The sequence below is a fragment of the Providencia alcalifaciens genome, from assembly GCF_915403165.1.
Classification (GTDB): Bacteria; Pseudomonadota; Gammaproteobacteria; order Enterobacterales; family Enterobacteriaceae; genus Providencia; species Providencia alcalifaciens_C.
In genome coordinates this window covers 2,906,615-2,931,924 of sequence record NZ_OU659204.1, presented here as the reverse complement: position 1 = coordinate 2,931,924, position 25,310 = coordinate 2,906,615, and the positions used below count along the sequence as shown (strand labels likewise).

Genomic DNA, 25,310 nt, shown 5'->3' with positions numbered 1-25,310 from the left:
CATACTGTTTATAACGAGCTATTGCTTAATATTAATTAACATAAGAATGAAGGGTAAAAGATGAATGGATTAAATGAGCGCTATGATTTAAATTCAGATGAACTTCTTATTAAAATAAATGGAAATAGAATAGCTAGTGATGATATTAATGATTTCATTCAAAACTCAATAGGGTTTACTAAGAAAAATTCAATAAGTATTGATGGGGTAATGAAAATTGAGTTAACAGGGATTGGTAATGTACAGTTTTTAAAATCAGAAGATAATATTTATAAAATAAGAGTAATTGAAAGTGATGAGGTGAATGAAAATAAAAATAGCTTAAACAGTTATATTCTTATAGGTTCAGAACTGAATATGAAAAATAAGTATCCTTCTTATGTTGATATACCTAAAGTCGCTGATGACATAAAGTTTTTATTTTCTAGTAAGCTTACAGGTAATTCAATTATTGTTACTGAACTTAATTCTAATACATATCGAGTATATAATGATAGTCGTATTAATAGCTCTATACTTTACGATAATATTGTCATGGCGATAGATTATAATGACTATAAACTAACGGATTGCAGTGATAGCATTGCGACTGTTTATATGCAGTATATAAATGAAAGCTGGCAGTTAATATTACAGAAGCAAAAAAATGAATTAAGAGATGGGGTTTTAATATCAATATTGCGAAATAAAAATAACCCAATAGAAGTTTATTACCCTGATATTAATGTGAGTTTTTATAAAAAACAAAAATTCTTAGAGTATAGAGATAAATTACACTTTGAAATATTAAATCTTGCTGATTATTTATCCATGGATACAAGTTATCTAAGACATGATGTTACGGGTAATTTATCAATCGATAACATGAATGAAAATTCTTGGGTTAAAGTAATGATTGAAATTAAAAGAAGGATAAGAACTAATATTAAATTCATAGACTACTCGATAAAAAAATGGGAAGGAAGATTAAAATATTTAAATTCATTAGAAAATTATAGAGAGGGTGAAAAAAAAGAAGTTTTATTTTGGGATAAAAGAATAAAACAAAGTGAAAAATTAATTGATTTTCATAGGAATCAATATAAATCACTTCTGTTAGATGCTAAAGCAGCTGAATATAGCTGGTTATGGTATCAGCTCAAAGAAAAAAAAGGAATGAGAGAGGTAGTTAGTGAGCCTGTAAGAAATAGAGTAGAAAGGGAAAGTAATTTATCAATTAACGAGCGTTATAGAAATTTAATCCACATACATAAAAACTCAATTAATATAAAATTTATATCAGATTTTAATGCTGGAGTTGAAAGGTTTAATGAAATAAAAATTGAGGGAGTTGAAGGTGGTATGACCTCAATACAACTAAAAGAAATATATTTAAATGCAAATTTGAAACCATTAGAGCGTGGTGCACTATATCATCAGATAATTAACTCTGAAAAAAATGAATATATAAAAAATGTTTTAATGAAGACAAAAGAGGTAAGTGATATATTCTCTTTATCTGAGAGTCAAAATAATCGATTAGCACCACAAGATCTTTATTTATCACTTGTTGGTGATGATTCTAATGGTCGTTGTTACCCTTTGGTAAGAGCTATGTCTGTCGCCTTAGCTAATAGAGGGCAACAAGGTGCAAATACACTGATTGACAGATTGTTTTTAGCCGCGGCAAATCCTAACGAGAAAGATTCTATTTTATTAAAAACAGGATTCGTAAAATTGCATTCTAATATAAGTGCAGTTGAAGCATCTATTTCAAATGGAGTAATGGATTTAAAAGATATTCAGAAGTTATTATCATCAAAAAAACAAACTGTGATGTTTGCAATGAATACACAAAGTCATTCTATGCTAATAGGTAAAACAGTAATGCATGGAAAAATAACATATTATTTTTACGATCCCAATTTTGGTTTGTTTAAATTTGAAAATATTGAAAATTTTTTTTCTTCTATAAATAAATTCATGATAGATAAAAATATGGCATTATACTACGATGCTTTAGGTACAGAAAATAATCCTGTTTTTACTATCATTACGGTTGTTACTGATGATATGGCTATTGTTCCTATAGGAAATAATTTAAATGTTAGCAATTTAAGTGAGCCAGGAGCATTAAGCTTAGTATCTGATCATCAGGAGGAAATAAGTCAATTAATTGAGCGTCAGGATATATTAAATACAGATATTCAATTAAAAACCTCTTTAGTTATTTTAGATGCTCAGCAGTGGGGTGATGCACTAGATAAATCAACTAAGTTATTATCATCGGAATATAATTTAGGTAAAGAATGGATACCTATATTCTCAAGTGTGGAGAAAATAAGTAACAATCGCTATAGAATTCAATGCGTTAATAATGAAAATACAGATTTAACCCGTTGGGTTGAGACAAGTGATAGTTTACTAATTAAATTTCGTCATTATTATGAAAATAACATGAAGACATTTGAACAATATTATTATATTGAAGGTGATGAAATTAAACCGAAAGGTGAAGATATCGAAATAGTCCCTATTGATAGTTTGAACGCAGGAGTTGCTATTCAATCACTAATTCAATGGGTATCAAACCGAAGCCATCATGAACATGAGAATACTGAAAACCCAACAAATTTATTGCTGGCATTAAAAATACATACTTATGTTAATTATACTATGATGGTACATGGTTCAATAAATGATGCAATAAAAACGACAAAGCTAATTCAATCTATATTAAAAAATGACAATGAAATAACCATTACGGAAATAGATGGATTTTCATCTTCATTAGCTCGAACTGCTAACGAAGGGATAGGTATTATTTTTAATAGTATATTAATTGGCTTTGATATTTATGAACTAACTCATTCTACGGATGAGTTTGAAGAGGTTGTTTTTGGTACTCAATTAACTTTTGATTCAGCTGGACTAATAGTTGAAGCAGGAAGCTTTACTGCGGGAACATTAGGTGATTCAAGTGTTTCGGTTGCATTTGGTGGAGCAGGTGTTCTTTTAGCTGGGCTAGGGATAGGTTTTACTGGGTTATCACATAATTTTGCTATTATTGGTAAGGATGCAAAGTCAGTTGGACATTATTTTTATTTATTAGATCAAGCCTATCAAGGTAACGGTTATGATCATTTGAAAGATAAGTCTGTATTATCTCCTCGGTTTGGAGCAATATTTAAAACGATTGACTTAAAAAATAATCAAATTGAATTTGACAGCCAATATATTTATCGAACGTCACCTGCTTCTGCAGGAGGTGGTCGAAAGAACTATATTGCTTGGGCTGGCAATTTCCCCACGCTGGTACATGATAGAAATTTAGCAATTAATATACGTAATGGTATAGGTTACGAAAAAAATAAGCATGAATTAAAATTTTCGAACTTAGATGTTCTAATTCTTCCTGTCACACCTAAATCATATATTAAATATGATTATAATTTATTTCCAGGAGCCACAACACGACATGATACTGGTTTTGACGTTCTTAGGAGATTAGAAAAAGGAGACAATTTTGACTATGATTTTTATATTTTTCCTAGCGAAAATATTATAACAGAAATTGAACATGAATACGTTAATACTGAAGTAGAAATTAAATTAGATGCAAATAAACGTTTTTTGGTTGTACCAAACTTGAGTTCTACGTGGTACGGATATATGAACTATACTGTCAAAGGGGATGGTGGCGAGTATCAAATAAGTCTACAGCATGGTGTTAGTTTCAAACTGAGTGATGATTCAGGAAATGGACAATCCTCACGTTGGATAATTGATAGTAGGCAGCTTGATAAAAAAGAAATTGCAGTTTTTAAAGATTGGGTAGATATAGGTGGTATTAAAGTTGAAATAGATTCTTCTATAGATAAAAGCCAGGTTTTTATTGTTGGTGAAAAAAAAGAAATTAGGGAGGTTAATTTCAATAGCCTGACAACAAGTGTTATTAGTGAGGATAATAGTAAATGGTCTGAAGGAATAAAAACATTGAAAAGTCATTTGGAAAAAATTTCTTCTGAGGATGAATATATAATTGTTGATAATTTTATTAATTATAATCGAAATGTTGGTCGAGCTTATTATGATGTGAAAAAAGAAAGGTTTATATTTATTAATACAACAGCAGAAATCAATAAGGATATTATTCTAGGCTCTGTAATTGATGAAGTGGCTTGTTTTTATTCTTTGCATGATAATTTTGTTTATAAAGTAGATGTAAATAGTGGGAATGTTATTGTAGAGTATTATCTGAAGAATCAAGATAAACAACCATTTAATGTAATCCAAGTTTGGCAGGGAAGTGGTAATACCTACGTCTCATGCGGTTATATTTATTATGGTAAAATGGCAATAGCAAGTTATTATATCAACAATAATGAAATAGTTTTACTAAGTATTTCATCAGATATTGATCTACTAAAAAAACTATCGGATAAAAAAATAAAAATCTCAAATCAGGAGTCTAAGGATTTATTCGATAAATATAAACTAGAAGTAGATATTTATAGTGATGATCAATATTTATCAAATTCTAGTTTAGCTGAGATTATAATGATTAAAGGGGGGGATGAAAAAGGATATGAACATAGTTATTGGTTTCGGGAACGTGATGGATTACTGATAAAACCAAATATTCCATCAAGATTTAATCAAAGTAATGAAAAAAATAGAAGTGTATCAGATCTCAAGGATTTAATGTTTTTGGGTGTATTAAATGATGAGAGTAATAATGAGGTTTTTTATTTTTATAGTAAAAATAATGAAGCTATTTACAGGCAAGAAATTCATTCAAATGATCCAGAACTCCTACAAGCAAGTTGTATTGAAATACCTAATTTAAAAAATATTTTTTTATGGAAAAAAATATTTTAATATTAAAGGGAAATGGTGTTATATGTAAAATAAAACCGGATGGATATATTGATATAATTGCGGTCAATGAATCTTGGTTTTCACTTCATCCTAATTGGTGGGATTCATTAAATAGTGAATTCATTGAGTCATCTATAATTACATTGTATGGTATCAAATCAAGTAATGGAAAGGACATGATACCTGCTTGGTATGCTAATGGGAAAGTGATTATATCCAGTGAACTGTCCTCAACAAATAAATTAAAAGTTTTAGGAATGAGTGAAAGCAATGCCGAATTAATAGTTTTTGATACAAATACTCAAAAGCTTTATTCTCAGAAATTTTCAACTGAAGATGAATTAGCTATTGCATTTGGTCAAAGTCATCAAATAACTGAATCATCAGTATTACCTTCTATCACTGAATTATATCCAAATACAAAAATAAAGGAAATTAAAAAAATAGCTTCAGGAATATTATTAATTACACAAGATGATAAATATATTTATCACGGTATATCTAGTGATCAAAGTGTGAAAAGCTCAGGGTACTATATTGGGTCATCGTTAATTGTTCAGGGTTCAAAAGAAGATGATCTTTTCATCCCATCAGTAATAACAGATGCTAAAAGCCTTGTAATTAGCGGTGGTGATGGAATTGATAATTATGTATTGACTGAGCTTGTTTGGCTAAAATATGAGGCGATTGTCATCGATAATTATTCGAGTGACTTTCTAGTGGATACGATAGTTTTACCCGTTGAGAACAGAGATTCTCTATTCGTGAATCAACATGGTGAAGATCTAGTCTTAACTGATACTCACGCCAATACTATATTAATATTACGTCAAGTATTTGGCTCTCAAGCCAAAGAACATCAGCATCTACAGGTTAGTTTTTTGAATGAACCACGACCTTATACAATTGAGGAATTAGTTGAGCATGCTTCTTCTAACTATAAGCTCGCAAGTGATGCTAAATTAAGAAAAACTGATATATTTAGCTCAGGTTATAATGGTAATTTTAATGGAGGCAATATTGATGCCCTAGTTGGTGCAATTGCCCCTTTTGATGGTGATAAAAATCAATTAGCTAATGGGGGCATAGACTCCGAGATTTACAAATCATTCGCTAAAGATTCTACGTTAATTTATACCAAACAGTAAGTTACTTAAATTAATAATAATGTTTTTATTCTAATTCAATAAATTAAAATTCTTAATGAGGATGTTAAATCGATGGATGAAAATAATCATATTGCATTATTTACAATGGCTAACAGAACATATGAGTATGCTATTGGTAATGAAAAAATGGTAAGATTCTCTGAGGAGATAAAAAGAAAATATAAAAAAAATGGTGCCTGGAATGAATCACTCATTAATCAAAAAAATTTTCTTGAGGAGAAAATTACTGATATAGCTTATACGGATTACAGTAGAACTCCACCACCAGGTATTGAAGGATTAAATCCGGAAGAGCAAAAAAAATTCTTAGATGATTTCAAATTATTGCTTTCGAAAAATGAAGATATAGAAATTAGAGTTCAAGGGCAGCATGAAAATTATTTTCAGTTATTAACAGATGATGCTCTGATTGATGGCACAGCTTACCGTATTTTACCAAAAGATTTCAAACAACGGTATGATGATAAATCCATGTTGATGTCTCGTTTAACCATTAATGTTAAAAAAGAATATTTTATTTCTTTAGCTCAAGCTTTGATGCAGATTTATGAACACGATCCTGAAAAAAAAATTATGCAGTCAAAAATTATGGGGCCGAAAAGATTAGGTGTTTTAACCGATCAAGCCGTTATTTATTTGTCAGGTGCTAATTTACAGGATGCAATTAAAATTGGCCAACAGTTAAAAGCATTATTACCTGAAGATGCATTGATTGAGCATGTGCCTATAGGTATGTACTACATAGATAAAGGTATATCTTATTCTGAGACTCTAAAAGGGCAATCAAGTAGTCATGGGGAGTCTCGCTCTGAGATAGTTGCTAAAGCAGTGACGGAATCACTATTAACTGACAAGCCGATAGATCTATGCTTTGAACATCAATTAAGAATTCATGGTTACGATGTTCAGTACCCGGCATTAGTTTCCCAATCAGTACGGGAAGCTTATGTCGATATGAGTTTAACTGGAGGGAGTAATACCCCGGAAAGTGTACCCAGTAAAGATATTGAGATATTCAAACGAGATCCTCGCAGTTTTGCATACCAGTATAGAATTAATACTCAAGCACTTAATGCTATTTTACAGATCTCTTTTGAGGGGAAAGTAATATTTACTAAAGGGCTTAACTATGATTATTTCATTGAATTTGTTGATGACAGCTATGATGTTAATAGTATTAATTCTATCGATTGTTACTTTTTAGACTCTCGAACAAGAAATAAAGAAAGTAAACAAGTGGAATATGTTGATATACCTATTAATAATCCCGAAAAAAAATATTTATTTACTGGATTATTACGAGGTGGGTCTGTTGTTGTGACTGAATTGAATTCCGAGACCTATCGAGTTTACCGAGATAGCCGCAGCGATGCTTCTTTATTATATGATAATGTAGTAATGGCAGTAGATGAACGAGATTATTTCATTAAAGAGCGTCATATTACTAAAGCGAGTCTATTTATGCATTTCAACGAGGGAAAATGGCAGATGGTCATTCAACCCCAAGAAACTAGATTTGCTTTACGACCTGAAAAATTTCTTGTTCAAACACTTATTCCCGGTAGTTACTCTTTGGCAGATAAACAACAACGCTTTAATCAATATCGTAATAAAACGCATGAAGCATTGAAAACTGCGGCGAAGAAGGTCAATGTGACTTTTGGTGATATACCTCATGATGAGGAAATATTTCAAGAACCATCGGAAGAAAATACATCATTAAGAACTTGGTTGGATATTGGCGATAAAGTAAAACAAAAATTAGATAATCAAATTATAGAATTAAATAAACAGCGTAAAATATTAGAAGATAAATTACTAAAAACAGTTGATGTGGAAAAAAGAAGCATACTAAAAGAAACCATTGAAATGAGTAAAACTATTATTTTGTTAAATCAAAAACAATATGGTGAGCTATTTTATGAATTACGTGATTTAGAATATAGTTGGTTATGGCAAAGAATGAAATCTCAAGGAGGAATGAGCGCGGTAGTTCAAACGAGTGATTACAGCACAAATATGGGTATGAATAATAGCTATGATTATCATTTAACAGTAAATGAACGCTACGAGAATCTAATCTATTTACATAAATCCACTCGAAATTTACGTTTTAGAAATGAATTTAATAATGGAATAAAACACTATAAAGAGGTAAGCCTTCCTGAAACAGATAAAAGTATGTCTTCACAGCAATTGAAAAAGCTGTATGTGACCTACAAGTATTCAGCAAAGGAAAGGGGGGCTTTATACCGACTAATTCAAGATGTAGGTCACTTTGAGTATGTTTCAAGGATCCTCACTCAAACAGAAAAAATGAGTGAGTTGTTTTATAAACTAGGTAGCAAATCAAATCGATTAATACCACAAGATTTTTATCTCTCCTTAATAAAGAATGATTCAGGTGGACGTTGTTATCCGCTAGTAAGAGCCATGTCTGTTGCTTTAGCCCGTGATGGGATAGACGGGGCAAATACGTTGATTGATAAGCTTTATACGGCAGCGGCAAGCCCTGATAGTAAAGATACCGCATTGCTACAAATGTCTTTACAGGGCTTACATTCAAATGTCAGTGCTGTAGAGGCGTCTTTTTCCCATGGTGTGATGAACTTAAAACAAATGCAGACATTACTTGAAATAAAATTAGAGACTAAGATGTTTGCGGTAAACAGCAAAAGCCATGCAATGCTAATTGGAAAAGTGGTTTCTGATGGGCAATCTACATATTATTTTTATGATCCTAACTTTGGCTTGTTTTCATTTAAAGATAGTAAAAAATTATTCTCTGCGCTGAAAGTATTTTTTGTTGAAAATAAAATGGCTGAATATTATTCAGCTTATGAGCGTAATAAAAAACCAGCATTTGAATTGGTTTTCATTAATACAGATGAAATGGGCAAGGTTTCTGTTGGTAATCATTTAGTAGTTAATGACCTAAGTACACCAGAGGAACTAATTAAAGTATCACGAAGAGAGAAAAAAGTAGATGGTCTTATCTACCAACAAAATGAGATAAAAAATGATATCCAATTGAAAAGTTCACTGGCTATTTTAGATGCTGAACAATGGGGCGAAAAAATCAATGCGTCTTTAATTAATTTAGCATCGGAAAATTTACTTAATGATGGGTGGGTTCCATTATTTGATTCAATTGAAGCTGTAGAAAATGAACATTATAAAATAAAGTTTATTAATGTTGAAAATCCTGAATTAACCCGATGGGTCGAAACGACAGATCAGAATTTTATACAGTTTCAACGTTATTCCAAAGAACAAATGAAAAAATTCAAGCAATATTATTCATTTGAAGATGGGGGGATTCAAGAGAATTTTAGTGAGTTCAACGTACAATCTGTTGATGGATTAAATGCCGGAATTGCGATTCAATCTTTAATTCAGTGGGTTATAGATAAAAATCGTGATGTCAGTTCAGGAAGAAAAAATTCACACAATCTCTATTTAGCTTTAAAAATACATAGTTACCTCAACTATTCCATGATGGCGTATGGAACAGTCAATGATGTAGAAAAGATACGTCAAATAATCAAGTTGGGTCTAAGCAGTGAAAGCAATGTTACTCTCAAGGAAATGAATAGCTTTTTTTCATCTTTGGCAAGAACAGCAAATGAAGGCATTAATATGCTTTTTAGTGGAGCGTTAGTGGGTTTTGATATTTATGAATTAACTCATGCAGAAAATGAGCCACAGCGTATTATTTTCGGTACTCAGATGGCATTCGATTCAGCAGGGCTTACAACAGGCGCAGCTGGCTTAGGACTGGGAGCGATGGGAAGCGCTGGAGCAGCGACAGCACTTGGAAGCGCAAGTGTTATTATTGCAGGATTAGGTATTGGTTTTGCTGGGCTAGCTCGTAATTTTGCCATTATAGGTGAAGATGCAAAATCTGTTGGGCGTTATTTCTACGCGCTGGATCAGGCGTATCAAAGTAATGGTTATGAGTATATTAGTGATTCGAAAATATTGAAGCCTAAGTTTGGTGCAATCTTCTGCGTTATTGATTTAAAAAACAGTCAAATTACATTCGATAGTCAATATATTTATCGTACAACGCCAAGTTCGGCTGGCGGGGGACGAAGAAACTATATTTTTTGGGGCGGAAACTTTCCAACTATGATGATGGATAAGCAATTGGCCTTGAATATTCGGCGGGAAATTGGATATCCAAAAGCAACGCATTCAGTCGATTTTAGTCATGCTGATGCAATAGTACTTCCGGTTATTCCTAAGTCATATATTAAATATAGTCACAACCTATGGCCAGGAGCAACAAGTCGGCATGATAGTGGTTTCGATATTATTCGTCGGATAGAAAAAACCGATAAATTTGATTTTGATTTTTATATATTCCCGAGTGAAAATATTATTACACAAATTTCTCATGAATATGTGGATTCATCAATTGATATTCTCTTAGATGAAAATTATCGAGAACTGATTGTTCCAATATTGGATTCTGAATGGGATGGAAAAATTGAATATAGAATTAAAGGGAATGGTGGTGAGTATAAAATTAGTCTTAATAAAGGAATTAAAATTTTCTTATCTGAGGATGAATCAAATAATAAACCATCAAAATGGATAATAGATAGTAGCTTACTCTCCAGTGATACTGTTGAAATTAAAAATAACACTTTAAGCATCGGTGGTGTGAATGTAGAGCTTGATGTTACTCACCTACAAGGGAAAATACAGTTAGTAAATAAAAAAATGAAGTGAGTGAAGTGGATTTTATTTCTGGTGATATACATCTTCTGAGTGAAGATGAAAGCCAGTGGCGCAGTAGTAGCGAATCATTAGATTCTTATTTGCAACATTATGTAGATAAGCATCAATCTCACAGTCAATATATTGTTATAGATAACCACCAGATTGATGGCCGAAATACTGGGAAAGCATATTATGACGTAACTAATAAACGTTACATTTTTATTAATACGGAAAGTAAAAATAAGCAGTTAGCTATTTTAGGCGATGTTTATGATAAAGATGCTTACTTTTATTTGCCGACTAAAAATGTTATCTGGCGAGTTGATATTAATACTGGCTTCATTCTAACGGAATACCAATTGGAAAGCTCTGCTAATCGTTCCTTTGAGATTATCCAGTTTTGGAAAGGAAACAATCATATCTATTTTTCTTGTCGTTATATTGATACTAACGAAGTCGCTCTATTCGAACTTAAACAAGATAAAGTTAGCTTACTGAGCTTAAATGCGGCATCGACATTATTAATGACTTTGGCACAAACATCGACCAATCTAACTCAAGAAAGCTCCCAATCAATATTGCATGATTACATGCTAAAAGGGATAAAAAAGGAGCAAGAACAGTCTAGTCACATCGGTAGCGGTTTAATGGATATGGTGTCGGTTTCAGGTGTCGATACTAACCAAGCGGAGCATCGTTATTGGATCAGGTCAACCGATATGACTTTAATTAAGCCTAATTTATCTCCTTCTCTTGGGCATGGTGAACCTGTGATGGAACCCAATTTACCGCAAAGCCATTGGCCAAAACCCCATGATTTAGCATTGATAGGAAGTGTATTTAATCATGCAGGTACCGAGGTTTTTTACTTTTATAGTGCCAAAAATAAAGAACTGTATCGACAAATCGGAGCGGGGCAAAATATTTTGAATTCGTCGAAGCCGACAGCATGGTATATGAATATACCTTTTCTTGATAATGCTGTTTTTTTACAAGGAAATTTGTACGTAATTGATACTCAAGGTGTAATGGCGAAAGTTGATGTGGAAGGGAAATTGCATCTTGCCGGTTTTAACGAAAAATGGCTTACCGAAAACCCGAGGTGGTGGAATGAACTACAGCGTTATTCTACTGATAATGCCGCTGTACTTCTGGGGATTAGAGACCCTTCAGGAAAACTAACGTTACCTGCATGGTATTATCGAGGTCAAATTATCATTGCTTCTGATTTTTCTACAGACAATAACATGCAGTTTTTAGGTATGAATCCAGACAACCGAGATGCGATAATTTTCGATTTAGATAAGAAAAAATTATATAGCCAGCCTATGGTTACCCCAGATGAACTGAATGCGGCCTTTGGGCAAGGTCATCAGCTGATGGATTATGAACGACTACCAAAAGCACGAGAGATGTATCCAAGTTTACGATTTACAAATATCACAAATCTGGGGCATGGATTATTAATGTCGGCTGATAATGGCGATATTTTGTATATCGACATACATGCCGACGAGCGTAAAGTTACAGGCGCTCATCTCGGTTCTTCTCTCATTATTCGAGGGGGTAATAGCAATGATACGTTATCCCCTTCAATTATCAATAATGTGAAAAATATCATACTAAGTGCGGGTGATGGGCAAGATACTTATTTGATTTCTAAAGACTCTTGGCAGCATTACCAAGCTATTATCATTGATAATGATGCGAACGATTCGCTGGTCGATACATTAAGGTTACCCATCGATAATATAGACAGTTTGGTCGTGACTCGACATGATGATGACCTATTTATCACCGATATGGAATTCAAAACTGTTCTGATTTTACGCCAAGTATTTGGTATGCAAAAACAATCTCATCGGCATATGCAGCTACATTTTGAAGATCCCTCGATTAGCCTATCTGTAGGCCAATTTGCTGATAACTATGCTGTAGGCCAATTTGCTGATAACTATGCTTCTATTGGGGGAACATTAACTTCACAACGTGATGAAATAATAGAAAAAAATATAGATGATGATGCACACATGTTAATTATGTCTGAACAAATGGCGGCACTGCAAGGTAGTGGTTATATGGGAATTCCAAGATTGGGAACTCAACTAGCGCCAAGTATGGAGCAAGGAAATTATATATTTGAGAATAATCGAGTTAGTTAATTGGTAGAATGTAAGCCAGCCTGAATTACATAGTCAGCTGGCTTACAGCTCACAAAATAGAGACAGGATTATTTATCTGAACTATCAAATTGTTATATATTCCAAGTGAGGATAATTTATAGATAAAAGTAGTAGTTGGTCATTCTTACCTATGCATTGTCTTAAGTAATTAATAGCCATTTTGTGAATTACCAGTGAGATTTTTACGATTTTCACCATAAAGTGAGTAAATTGCGGGGCGTAGATCGCAATTTTGGGCTCTCTACATTTTCATCCCATTCAATTAACTCTATATTTTACTCCTCTTAAAAAACGATTAACAAAAATTACTCGAAAACTTAAATTGCTTCCGAGCTATGGAGTTAACATGGATGCTTCCGAATCTTTGACACCATCGGCTTCTCCAGCCCCTTCAAATAAGCGTGGTTGGATTATCCTAGCGGTTGATATTGTAGTTTTACTTTTACTGTTGAAATTTTTGCCTTTTGATCCAAAAGCAAACGCGGGACTGGCTTTAATGGTCTTTGTGGGCGTGCTTTGGTTAACAGAGGCAATTCACGTCACTATCACGGCATTATGTATTCCTTTACTGGCTGTTGGGCTGGGATTAATGGGAACAGGGGATGCGTTAAAAGCTTTTGCGAACCCTATTATCTTCTTGTTCTTTGGTGGGTTTGCCCTCGCGACAGCGCTGCATATTCAAGGTCTTGACCGTCTAATTGCCAACCGCCTGTTGATGGCTGCTCGTGGACGGTTATCTGTTGCTGTGATTTTATTGTTCGGGGTGACCGCAGGGTTATCCATGTGGATCAGTAACACAGCAACTGCCGCAATGATGCTTCCACTGGTTTTAGGTATTCTTTCTAATCTTGATGTTCGCCATGAGCGTAATACGTTTGTGTTCGTGTTATTAGGTGTGGCTTATAGTGCCAGTATTGGTGGCTTAGGAACGATTGTAGGTAGCCCGCCGAATGCGATCGCCGCTTCTGCACTTGGCTTAGATTTCTTATCATGGATGAAATACGGTATTCCAATCATGGTAGTTTTACTGCCAATGATGTTTGTGCTGATGTACATGATGCTGCGTCCGAATTTAAAACACCGTTTTGACATTGAATTAGAAAAAGTTGAATGGAATGGTAAACGTATTACCGCAATGAGCATTTTCTTTTTAGCGGTTGTTTGCTGGATCACCAGTACATTTATCAGCGAAGCTTTAGGTGGTGTGAAAGATTTAGATACCATCATCGCATTGAGCGCGGCAGTATTAATTGGTATTACGGGCGTGGCGAGTTGGTCACAAATCCAAAAAAATACCGAATGGGGCGTATTAATGCTGTTTGGTGGTGGTTTGACACTAAGCGCGATTTTAAGCTCATCTGGTGCAAGTAAAATCATGGCAGACTGGATGCAAATGACATTTGGTGAAAGCCATTGGTTTGTGATCATTCTTGCGGTGACGACCTTTATTATTATCTTGACGGAATTTACCAGTAATACAGCCAGTGCGGCACTGTTGGTTCCAATCTTTGCAACGGTTGCGGAAGCATTAGGTATGCCAGTTATGGCGTTAACTATGATTATCGGTATCGGTGCATCTTGTGCCTTTATGTTGCCTGTCGCGACACCACCGAATGCGATTGTATTTGGCTCGGGTTATATTCGACAAATTGAAATGGTACGTGTGGGTGCAGTGTTGAACGTGGCATGTATCATTGTCATCTCTCTATTTGCTTGGTTCTTCTGGCTGTAATAGCACCCGGAAAATTCAACAAAAAAGAAGTTGCTTATAAAGCTCAATATAATAAATAAAAACGGCCTCAGAGAATGAGGCTGTTTTTATTTCTGATGCTGTTGATGTGACAAGCACCTATTGGTTCTTCCCTAGCTGAAAGGCTCCTGTTCTGAATATTGAAATCTCATTATTTCCACGTAATGAGGAATTTCTTGTTTGAGTAAATCCTTTAATATCAATTATATTTTGCGGGCAAAGAGTACATTCTTTGCATAATGTTTGATGGTTTTCAAGAGAGCGGGTATTACCGAAAGTCGTGACGTCCTTGTTTGTCACAAGTTGGTGTGCCTGTTGATGAAAAGTTGCGATTTTCGTGTAACGATCCTTATTCAAAATACCGTCATGAGGGGGAATGAAAATGGTGTTGGATGGATTGAAGTTGTGCTGTTTCGAAGAAGTGATAAAAGGGGCGTTTTGATGATTGAAGCGATTAGTAAACAAGACAGGCTTTGCTAATTGAAAAGGTGAGTATGATGAGGATTGGCTAGATGAATTTGAATTAACTAGCTTGATGACTCGTTGTTTTGGAGAGCGCTCCTCCATTTGGGTGACTTTCGCCCACATCATCTTGGCGATTTGGATGGTCAAACTCCGCTGACCATGCTTCTCATTACTCATGAAAAAATTATGCTCAATGACTGCTGTTGAAAGAGCGTTCCAACTGAGCAGAAAGTAGGGCGTTAGCATTATTGAAGTTATCATCTGTTATAAGTTCCTTGCTATTAAATGTCCTTAACACAGATGACTATAACGCTAATTTTTCATTCTGAAGTTATCAAAAAATAAGAGCGAACTATTAAAAAATTCAATAAGAGCTCATTAATGATTCTTAGGCATTAAAATGAATGACATTGTTTTTAATGTATATAGTTCGTCTTAAAATTAAAGCTAATGATAATTTTTATTATGAAATAAAATAGTAAGTGTAATAATCGAGCGAGTTATCTGATTTTAAATTTTTATTGATTGAAGTGATTTGTATTAAAAAGGAATCATAGATATGAACAAGAATTTATCCCGCTCTCTGTTTTTGTATATTAAATATTTTAATATTTTGCGAAATTTTCACTCTGAAAAAAAAGTGTTTTTATTAAGGAATAATATACGAACCAAGCATAGCCAATTAGGCTATAAAACGCTAAATGTATCTCCTAAAATTATTACCCAAACATTATGTGATTGCGCTTTAAAGTCTCCTTTATGGTGGAGGACACCAACTTCACGGAACTCAGCAAGTCCTGATATTGCACAATTTAAAGATAATTCCATATTATTTTCTCACTCTTCCGCTATTAGTGGCGATAGTATAATGAAAATGGGGAAATTACCTTCTAATGGTCTTGCTCAATTTACAAAAATAGCACCGCATATATATGCTATTGAGTTGGCTAAAGGTTCTGCAATTCTTAATTCTGACTTAACAGTCAATGCTTATTTTTTAGGTTATAACGGAGCGAATCAGTCAAATCGAATGCCCGCATATGTTGATATTCCAATACAAGCAGCAGAAGATAGCTTTTTATTTACTGGTGGATTAAGTGGGTGCTCAATTATTGTGACAAAACATGATGATAGTACATACAGGGTCTATCATGATGGGCGCGTTAATAGTTCAATACTGTATGATAATGTGGTGATGGCATTTGATTTTCAAGATTATCAAGTCGCTGGAACAGCGGAAGGTTTAGCTCTAGTTTATATGCGATATAAAGAGGGGCAATGGGAATTAATCTTACAACGTCAGGAGTATAAAATTATTGACGTTGCTCCTATTCCACACTTGCGTGAACAAGGTGAAATAATTAGTCAGTTATACCCTAACAATAACTTTTCTCATTTAAGTTTAGAACGGTTCAATAATTACCGTAATGAAGTACACAAAAAAATAATCGTTCTTGGAAAGAATTTCAATATTGATATATCTAATATTAAAGATGAAGTTTACTTAGGTGGGGATTTTTCATCAGAGCATCCAGCTATTCAGTCATGGGTGGGTTTAAATAATAAAATAAAACAAAAAATTAATGATGAAAAAAATCATATTAATGAAAAGATAGATAGAGCTAAGAAGGAAATTGATGAGCTAAATAAATCAGCTTCAAGTGAAATTGGTATGTCTTATGAAAATAGGATAAGAAAAGATGAGATAAATGAAATTATTAATATGAATAAAAACTTACGTGAATACTACAAGCAAAGATATGATCCTATATTATCTGAGCTTTTATCAGTAGAGCGAAGTTGGCTATGGCTACAAATTAAAAATTATCATGGAGAAAAAGAAGTTATTCATATGGAAGGAAATAATATTAAAACAGGGATGAGCTCTAACAATCTAAATTTAAGAAATCAATTTGAAATAATATTGAATAATGATATTTGGAAAGGGAGTGTTGAGTTTGATGAAGGAATTGGTAATTATAAGAGTATAAATATTAAAGGATTTAATCATGAGATGCCTTTGTTAGAAATGCAAAAACTTTATATTAATGGCGGATTAAAATTAAAGGAGAGAGGCGCGTTATCTCAATATATTAAAATAAAAGAACAATCCGATTATATAAAAAATATTTTAGATCTTACATCCCAGATGGATACATTTTTCCAAAAAAGTGGAAGTGTTCAGCAACGAGTAGCTCCACAAGATTTTTATTTACCTTTAATGGAAGATGATTCAGGTGGACGTTGTTATCCTTTAGTTCGGGCTATGTCAGTTGCTCTAGCGCTGGATGGTGATAAAGGTGCTGATGAATTACTTAATAAAATGTTTCTTGCGGCAGCCTCACCAAAAGAAAAAAGTTCTGTTTTATTAAGATCATCGTTGCAAAATTTACATTCAAATATACAAGCAACTGAAGCATCCTCTTCAGTTGGTTTACTTGATTTAACTGGGATAGAAAAGGTACTTACTGAAGGTGAGGCAATGAAAATGTATGCCTTAAATACTCAAACCCACTCAATGCTGATAGGGAAATTAATTAATAGTGGCAAGGTTTACTACTATTTTTATGATCCTAACTTTGGAATTTATACCTTTGATAACCATAAAAAATTATTTTCTGCGTTAAACCATTTTATGAATAAAAAGAAAATGGCTTATAAATATGACGCGTTAATTGATAAATCAAAGCCTATATTTGAGCTTATTGCTATTGATGTTGAGAAAATGGCAAATGTGGGTGTTGGCTCAGGATTAAATGTAGGAGATATGGTTTCTTCTACGGAATTATCTGAGGTTGCTCAGAGGCACCAAGACATGAAAGTCTTCTTAGAGAAACAAAATACATTAATGGAAGACAGGCAAATCAAAACCTCCCTTTGTATTTTAAATGCAGAACAATGGGGAGCTCGCCTTGAATCATCAGTCAATAAAATTAACCAATTAAATCAATTGGATGAAAATTGGCTACCAGTGTTTGCCAGTACAGACAAACTTGATAGTGGGCGATATCGGGTTCAGTTTATCCATCGAGACGATGAAGAGGTACCTCGTTGGATTGAAACGGAAGACGCTACATTTTTTGAATTCAAACAATACTTTAATGAGTCCATAGCGACTTTTCGCCAGCACTACACGTTTGATGACTTAGAGCTACAACACGAGGATATATCCGAAGGTAGTATTAGTGCTGAACATGTAGACGGGCTTAATTCAGCCATTGGTATTAAGGCATTGATTGAATGGTCTGCAAATCGTAACCGCCAATCTGTAGCTTCAGGAAGTCCTTCCAATTTAAATACAGCCTTGAGAATTCATGCCTATGTGAGCTATACCATGATGGCTCATGGAGCCCTAAATGACATATCAAGAGTTACTCAATTGGCAAGCACACTTTGGAAGGATGGCGCGGCGATTGTAAAAACAGAGATGAATAGTTTCTCATCTTCCCTTTTACGAACCGCAAATGAAGGGGTCGGCGCTATGTTTCAAGGTGCGATGGTGGGGTTTGATATTTATGAGCTCGCAAATGTAGAGAATGAGCAGCAAAGTACAGTCATTGGAACTAGGTTAGCCTTTGATTCCGCTGCACTTACCACCAGTATTGTGGGATATGGCGCATCTATATTAGGTGCTGAAACTGTTGCGGGTGTCGCAATGCCTCTAGCGGTTCCTTTAACAGGTCTTGGCATAGGAGTCGCTGAATTAGTGAGAATTAATGAGCGTCATGCTTATGAAGCGGCAGAAGTCGGTGCTATTTTTACACATTATAAAGAAAGTTATCAGAATGCAGCTATATCCTATCATGCTGAAAAAAAACTATTGATACCAACAAATGGCATTGTCATAGAAGGCATTGATTTTTTAGAGGAAACATTCACTTTAGGGAGCCAATATATTTACCGTGGTGAAAAAAGATCATGGACCATCGGACATAGTGCTTTAAGTGATTTTCAATCGTCACCGCGTGCAGAGGTTAATAAAAATAATGCTATTAATGTGAGGGAAGCAGTTGGCATTTTTTCAAATAAGGTCAGCTTTGATAGTACACAGTCTAATATCATTGTGCTTCCTGCTGTTCCTAAATCGTATATTAATTATAAATACAGTTCTCTATTTGGTGGAACATCCCGAGGGGATAATGGTTACTCTATTCTTAGAGATATGGAAGAAAACTACCAATTTTATTTTGACTATTTCTATTGTGGCCTAGAATATGTTATTTCAGAATTAAAATTTGAGTATGTTTTTACGCCGATTAATATCAAGTTAGATTCGGATAATAAGCATTTAATTATTCCTACACTACCGGATTCTTGGCACAGTTACATAGAGTATGATTTTATTGGATATGGTGGTGAATATCAAATTTCAGTCAATCATGGCAGTAACTTAAAGTTAAAACAGTCACCACTTTTGAATCATCAATCTACCTGGGTTATTGATACTAGCTTTATAGATAACCACCAAAATATAGCGATTGAAATTATGGATGACCGTATAGAAATCGGTAGTATGAGTATTTATGTTGATGATTCGGCTAAACTTAACGTAATTCGCCTAGTTAATAGTCAACAAGAGATGACAGAAATTAACTTTAAAGATAAAACGGTAGAAGTGATTAGCTTAAATGGAATGCACTGGAATTCAGAAGAGCACTCTATTGAGTCTTTTATTAAAGAATTAGAACAAAAAGGTGAGTTACATAGGCAATATGTGGTTGTTAATCATTATCAGTTGAATGGTATAAATGTTGGGCGCGCTTTCTATAATTCTGCAACTGATCGTATGTTCTATACAAATTCTATAAATAAAGAAAATCAATCTGCGATATTGGTCTGTACTGTTGGTGATGATGCATATTTTTATTCTGAAAAGGAAAGTATTGCATGGGTAGCCGATATTCATTCTAGATCTTTAAAAACACGTTTTGATTTTATAGACCTTTTAGAACATGATGCAAAAATTGAAAAAATGGGAATAGTTAATAATGTAGTCTGTCTTGAAATAACAAGAATATATAGAGGAAGTAAAATAAATCTTAGCTATCGTATGGTGGATAATCAATTAGAGCTTTACTGTATTTCTAATGATGTAGCTTTAATGGCTATTTTACATAAAACAAAAACGGTTATTCCTCCCCAAAGTTTAAAACATAGCTATTTGGCTCATTCAAATACCATTGGATTAAGCCAAGAATATATCGATGAATCCCCTTTGTCTCCATTACCTAAATTAGCCAAAATGGTGATGATTAAAAATACAGATCATCTAGGTATCATGAAGGTTTATTGGTTACGTACTGGTGATGGGGTATTAATTAAACCTAACTTAGAAAGACCTTATAATCATGATCAAGTGCAGATTTCAAATCTATCTCCATCATTACATTGGTTTTCGAGTAATCCAAATGAATTAGCGTATATGGATAGGCAGCTTGCGAATAGAATTCCATTCGAAGAGGTGATCGGAAATAATTATGTTGGTTTTATGAATAGACATGAATTACTCGAAATTGAAGGTTTATTTTTGGTAAGTCGAGCAACACCGTCATTGTCAAAAATCGTAGGTACTCGTTTTAAGCGTTTTGATCCACTAACAGATACTTGGAATTGGGAGCCACCAACCGATCTTACATTGGTTGGTAGCTTATTTGACGATAATGGAGGTGAGGTCTTTTTCTTTTATAGCCAGAATGATGACACTATTTTTCGCCAAGAAGGACCTGGGCAAGAGTTTATTGATCTTCATAATCCAACGGCTAAGCGGCTGGGTCTTAGTGAAATAGAAACTGTTTTTAGTTGGCAAGGTAACTTATTGGTTCTCCATAAAAATGGTGTAGTAAAGCAACTTAAGGTTAATGGTAGTGCTGATGTGGTTGCACTGAATAAATTAGGGTCCGACAATAAACCTGTTGATTGGAATATTTTAAATAATTTTATTAATGAACCTCATCCAATCACATTACTTGGTTTAAAAGATAAAGAGGAAAACCAACTTTTATCCGCGTGGTATTTTAAAGGCCAAATCATTATTAACAAATCGCCATTACCGGAGAATACATTACAGTTTTTAGGGTTTGATCAACATGCTGAGAGTGGAATTATATTTGATACACAGACTAAAAAGCTGTATCAGCAAAAAGCCATCTCTAGTACCCAATTGGCTGAAATATTCAGTGATAATGCGGTTTTACAATTGCCGGAGTCTTTACCTAACTCAATTGATTTATATCCGACGATAGCAATAAAAAATGTGCAGAAAATAGGGGATGGGTTAATGATACTCACTGTTGAAGGACAAATTATTTTTCATCCATTATCTAATCAAAGTCAATTTGGCTCATCATTGGTCATGAAAGGGACTGATCATGATGATATTCTTGCCCCAACGCAACTAAAGGACGTTCAAACGTTGATATTGAGTGGTGGGGAAGGTAAAGATACCTATCACTTGAATATGGAGGATTGGCAGCGTCATCAGGCCATTATTATTAATAATCAATCACAAGATAAGGCAGTTGATTATCTGGTACTACCGATAAAGGCTGAGAATAATTCGATTTTTGTTAATCGGCTTCATAGTGATTTAATTATTACGGACTCCATTAATCAAACATCATTGGTGTTACATAATATTTATGGCTCAAATGAGTTAAAGAATCGGCACTTAATGATTCAGTTTGAGGATAGAACTATAAATATAAGTGACCTTGCGAATACACTTAATGCACGCCATGGTGCAATGTATCTAGCGAGTTATTTTGAGAATAAATCACAGTGCAATGATAATTTGGATTCTTTAGCTGATAGTTGCAGTCAATTCACCTCAGTTAATGATCTGAGTCCTTTTCAAGAGACAAACGCATTATTGAATCAGCATACATCGGAAATATTACCGGTAAATGCCGTTCAGCATTTTCTAAGCTAATCATGTTTATTAGAATAAAATGAAAAGCCCCCAATGAAGGGGGCTTTTTTTAACGCATTAGCGATTAATGAGCTGCTGGTGGCTGATGGTTATCAACGTGTTCTGGTGCCTTTGCAAAGCGGCGACGGATCACCACAAAGAATACCGGAACGAAGAAGATAGCCAATGATGTTGCTGCGAACATACCACCCAGTACACCTGTACCGACGGAGTTCTGTGCCGCAGAACCTGCACCATTACTGAATACCAGAGGGATAACACCCAGCATAAATGCCAGTGATGTCATCAGGATTGGTCTTAGACGCATTTTAACCGCGTCTAATGTTGCTTCAATCAATCCTTTACCTTCTTTCTCCATTAAGTCTTTGGCGAATTCAACAATCAAGATTGCGTTCTTCGCCGATAACCCAATGGTGGTTAACAGGCCTACCTTAAAGTAAACGTCGTTATCTAAGCCTCGGACCGAGGTGAAGAGTAACGCACCGATAACCCCAAGTGGCACCACTAACATAACCGAGAACGGTACAGACCAGCTTTCATACAATGCAGCCAGACACAGGAATACAACAATCAGGGAAATCGCATACAGGGCAGGTGCCTGGTTACCAGACAAACGCTCTTGGTACGACATACCTGTCCACTCATAACCGATACCCGCAGGTAGGTTTTCTGTGGTCAGTTTTTCCATCATCAGCATTGCAGCACCGGTACTTTGACCTTCTGTTGCTTGGCCTTGAATGTTCATCGCTGGAACACCGTTATAGCGTTCTAAACGCGGTGAACCGTACTTCCAAGGATCTTGAGATGTATCTAAGAATGCCGAGAATGGCACCATTTTTCCTTGGTTATTACGAACATACAGGTTGCTGATATCTGACGGCAACATACGGCTTTCCGCGTCACCTTGTACGTAAACTTTCTTCACACGACCGCGGTCGATAAAGTCGTTGACGTAAGTACCACCAAACACGGAACTGAGAGTTGCGTTAATATCGCTGATCGCAACGCCTTGCGCCTGAGCTTTTTGTTGGTCGATATAGATACGGTATTGCGATGTATCATCTTGACCATTAGGGCGAACACCTTGCAGAATTTCAGGGTGCTGAGCTGCCAGGCCAAGTAACTGATTACGTGCTTCCATCAGTTTGTCATGGCCTAAACCGCCTTTATCAACCAGTTCGAAGTCGAAACCGTTTGATGTACCTAACTCGACGATTGCAGGCAAGTTAAAGGCATAAATAAATGCACCTTGTTTTTTGGATAGTGCAGCGTTTGCACGCGCAACAATCGCATCCACATGGTTTTCTTTACCTTTACGCTCATCCCAGTTTTTCAGAACGACGAACGCGAGACCCATGTTTTGCCCTGCACCTGCAAAGCTAAAGCCGCCAACGGTAAATACAGATTCAACGTTTTTACCTTCATCTACTCTGAAGTAATTGCTCACTTCATCCAAGATGACTTCGGTTTGTTCTTGAGTTGATCCTGGTGGTAACTGCACCATGGATAAGAACACACCTTGGTCTTCTGCTGGTAAGAATGACGATGGCAGACGAACGAACATAAATGCCATGCCTACGACCAGTAAAACGTAGATCACAAGGTAACGACCTGTTCCATTCAACATACGGCTTACGCTGTCTGTGTAATGGTGAGCTTGCTTTTCAAATACGCGGTTAAACCATCCAAAGAACCCTTTAGTGGAACCATGGCTGCCTTTTTCAATTGGCTTCAACATAGTTGCACACAGTGCAGGGGTCAGGATCATCGCAACTAATACCGATAGCAGCATCGATGAAACGATGGTGATAGAGAACTGACGGTAAATTGCCCCTGTAGACCCACCGAAGAAGGCCATTGGGATAAATACCGCAGACAGCACCATTGCAATACCGACCAGAGCACCTTGAATTTGCCCCATGGATTTTTTGGTCGCCTCTTTTGGTGGCAGACCTTCTTCTTGCATAACACGCTCAACGTTTTCAACAACAACGATGGCGTCATCCACGAGAAGACCGATGGCAAGTACCATCGCAAACATGGTTAAGGTGTTTATCGAGTAGCCAAAGGCAGACAAGATAGCAAAGGTACCTAACAGAACCACCGGTACGGCGATAGTTGGGATCAGTGTTGCGCGGATGTTCTGTAAGAACAGATACATAACCACAACAACCAGCATGATCGCTTCAACTAGCGTTTTAACTACCTCGTTAATCGAGATCTTAACGAATGGCGTTGTATCGTATGGGTAAACAACTTCTAGCCCTTCAGGGAAGAACGGTTCCATTTCAGCTAAGGCTGCACGTACGTTATTAGCGGTATCCAGTGCGTTAGCACCCGTTGCTAATTTAATACCGATACCTGCTGCTGGCATACCGTTAAAGCGAGCAACGGTACTGTAGTTTTCCGCACCCAGCTGAACAGTGGCTAAATCTTTCAAACGTACTTGAGAACCATCTTGGTTCACACGAAGTAAGATATTAGAGAACTCTTCAACGTTGCTTAAACGGGTTTGAGCAATAATTGAGACGTTCAAACGCTGACCGCCAACAGGAGGAGTTCCCCCTAATTGACCGGCTGCAACTTGGTTGTTTTGTACGCGAATCGCGTTAATGACATCCGAAGTTGTCATGTTGTACTTAACAAGTTGCTCTGGTTTTAACCAAATACGCATTGCATATTGGGTACCAAACAGCTGGGTTTCACCAACACCATTTACACGGCTAAGTGGGTCTTTAATATTTGACCCTACGTAGTCGGCAATGTCGTATTGACCCATTGAACCGTTTTTAGAAATAAAGCCTGCAACCATTAAGAATGAGCTGGTGGACTTATCCACACTAATACCTTGTTGCTGTACTTCTTGAGGTAATAGTGGCATCGCCAACTGGAGCTTATTCTGTACCTGTACTTGGGCGATATCGCCATCAGTACCCGCTTCAAAAGTCAGCGTAATACTTGCTGAACCTGATGAATCACTGGTTGATGACATATACACCAAGTTATCGATACCATTCATATTCTGTTCGATAACTTGGGTCACCGTATTTTGTACCGTTGACGCATCCGCCCCTGGGTAGTTAGCTGAAATGGAAACAGCCGGCGGTGCAATCGTCGGGTACTGAGCGACAGGTAACTTGATAATTGCCAGCAGACCCGCAAGCATGGTGATAATCGCAATTACCCATGCAAAAATTGGTCTATCTATAAAAAACTTAGGCATTAAT

6 protein-coding genes and 1 pseudogene are annotated in these 25,310 nt (G+C 35.3%); 5 read left to right on the top strand and 2 right to left on the bottom strand.

All coding sequences use genetic code 11. The features are described 5' to 3' along the window. Positions 1 to 60: 60 nt before the first annotated feature. The 4 genes and pseudogenes from LDO73_RS13375 (at position 61) to LDO73_RS13360 (ending at position 14,672) form a co-directional block, all read left to right on the top strand. Positions 61 to 4,860, top strand: coding sequence for a TcdA/TcdB pore-forming domain-containing protein (locus LDO73_RS13375; RefSeq protein ID WP_224058470.1), 4,800 nt, complete (start codon positions 61 to 63; stop codon positions 4,858 to 4,860). Continuing rightward, the gene (locus LDO73_RS13370) at positions 4,842 to 6,008 is read left to right on the top strand and encodes a hypothetical protein (protein ID WP_224058469.1); all 1,167 of its coding nucleotides are present in this window, start codon (positions 4,842 to 4,844) and stop codon (positions 6,006 to 6,008) included. The genes LDO73_RS13375 and LDO73_RS13370 overlap by 19 nt, the downstream gene beginning before the upstream one ends. 72 nt (positions 6,009 to 6,080) lie before the next feature. Next, positions 6,081 to 12,919, top strand: a pseudogene (locus tag LDO73_RS13365) (TcdA/TcdB pore-forming domain-containing protein). Positions 12,920 to 13,286: 367 nt separating this feature from the next. Then, entirely contained in the window at positions 13,287 to 14,672 is a 1,386-nt protein-coding gene (locus LDO73_RS13360; RefSeq protein WP_224058464.1) for an SLC13 family permease, read from the top strand. Positions 14,673 to 14,789: 117 nt separating this feature from the next. Here LDO73_RS13360 and LDO73_RS13355 read toward each other — a convergent pair whose 3' ends face one another. Beyond that, a complete protein-coding gene (locus tag LDO73_RS13355; RefSeq protein ID WP_224058462.1) occupies positions 14,790 to 15,416 on the bottom strand; it encodes a hypothetical protein in 627 nt (208 codons plus the stop codon). A gap of 298 nt (positions 15,417 to 15,714) precedes the next feature. On the opposite strand from LDO73_RS13355, the gene LDO73_RS13350 reads away from it, so the two are divergent. Then, a complete protein-coding gene (locus LDO73_RS13350) occupies positions 15,715 to 22,083 on the top strand; it encodes a TcdA/TcdB pore-forming domain-containing protein (RefSeq protein ID WP_224058460.1) in 6,369 nt (2,122 codons plus the stop codon). 64 nt (positions 22,084 to 22,147) lie between these two features. Here LDO73_RS13350 and LDO73_RS13345 read toward each other — a convergent pair whose 3' ends face one another. Beyond that, the gene (locus LDO73_RS13345; protein WP_224058458.1) at positions 22,148 to 25,306 is read right to left on the bottom strand and encodes an efflux RND transporter permease subunit; all 3,159 of its coding nucleotides are present in this window, start codon (positions 25,304 to 25,306) and stop codon (positions 22,148 to 22,150) included. Positions 25,307 to 25,310: the final 4 nt, after the last annotated feature.

What these genes read in the sequence shown, in the direction of transcription:
- LDO73_RS13375 (WP_224058470.1), top strand. Translation starts at nt 61, where the DNA reads ATGAATGGATTAAATGAGCGCTATGATTTAAATTCAGATGAACTTCTT.
- LDO73_RS13370 (WP_224058469.1), top strand. Translation starts at nt 4,842, where the DNA reads ATGGAAAAAAATATTTTAATATTAAAGGGAAATGGTGTTATATGTAAA.
- LDO73_RS13360 (WP_224058464.1), top strand. Translation starts at nt 13,287, where the DNA reads ATGGATGCTTCCGAATCTTTGACACCATCGGCTTCTCCAGCCCCTTCA.
- LDO73_RS13355 (WP_224058462.1), bottom strand. Translation starts at nt 15,416, where the DNA reads ATGATAACTTCAATAATGCTAACGCCCTACTTTCTGCTCAGTTGGAAC.
- LDO73_RS13350 (WP_224058460.1), top strand. Translation starts at nt 15,715, where the DNA reads ATGAACAAGAATTTATCCCGCTCTCTGTTTTTGTATATTAAATATTTT.
- LDO73_RS13345 (WP_224058458.1), bottom strand. Translation starts at nt 25,306, where the DNA reads ATGCCTAAGTTTTTTATAGATAGACCAATTTTTGCATGGGTAATTGCG.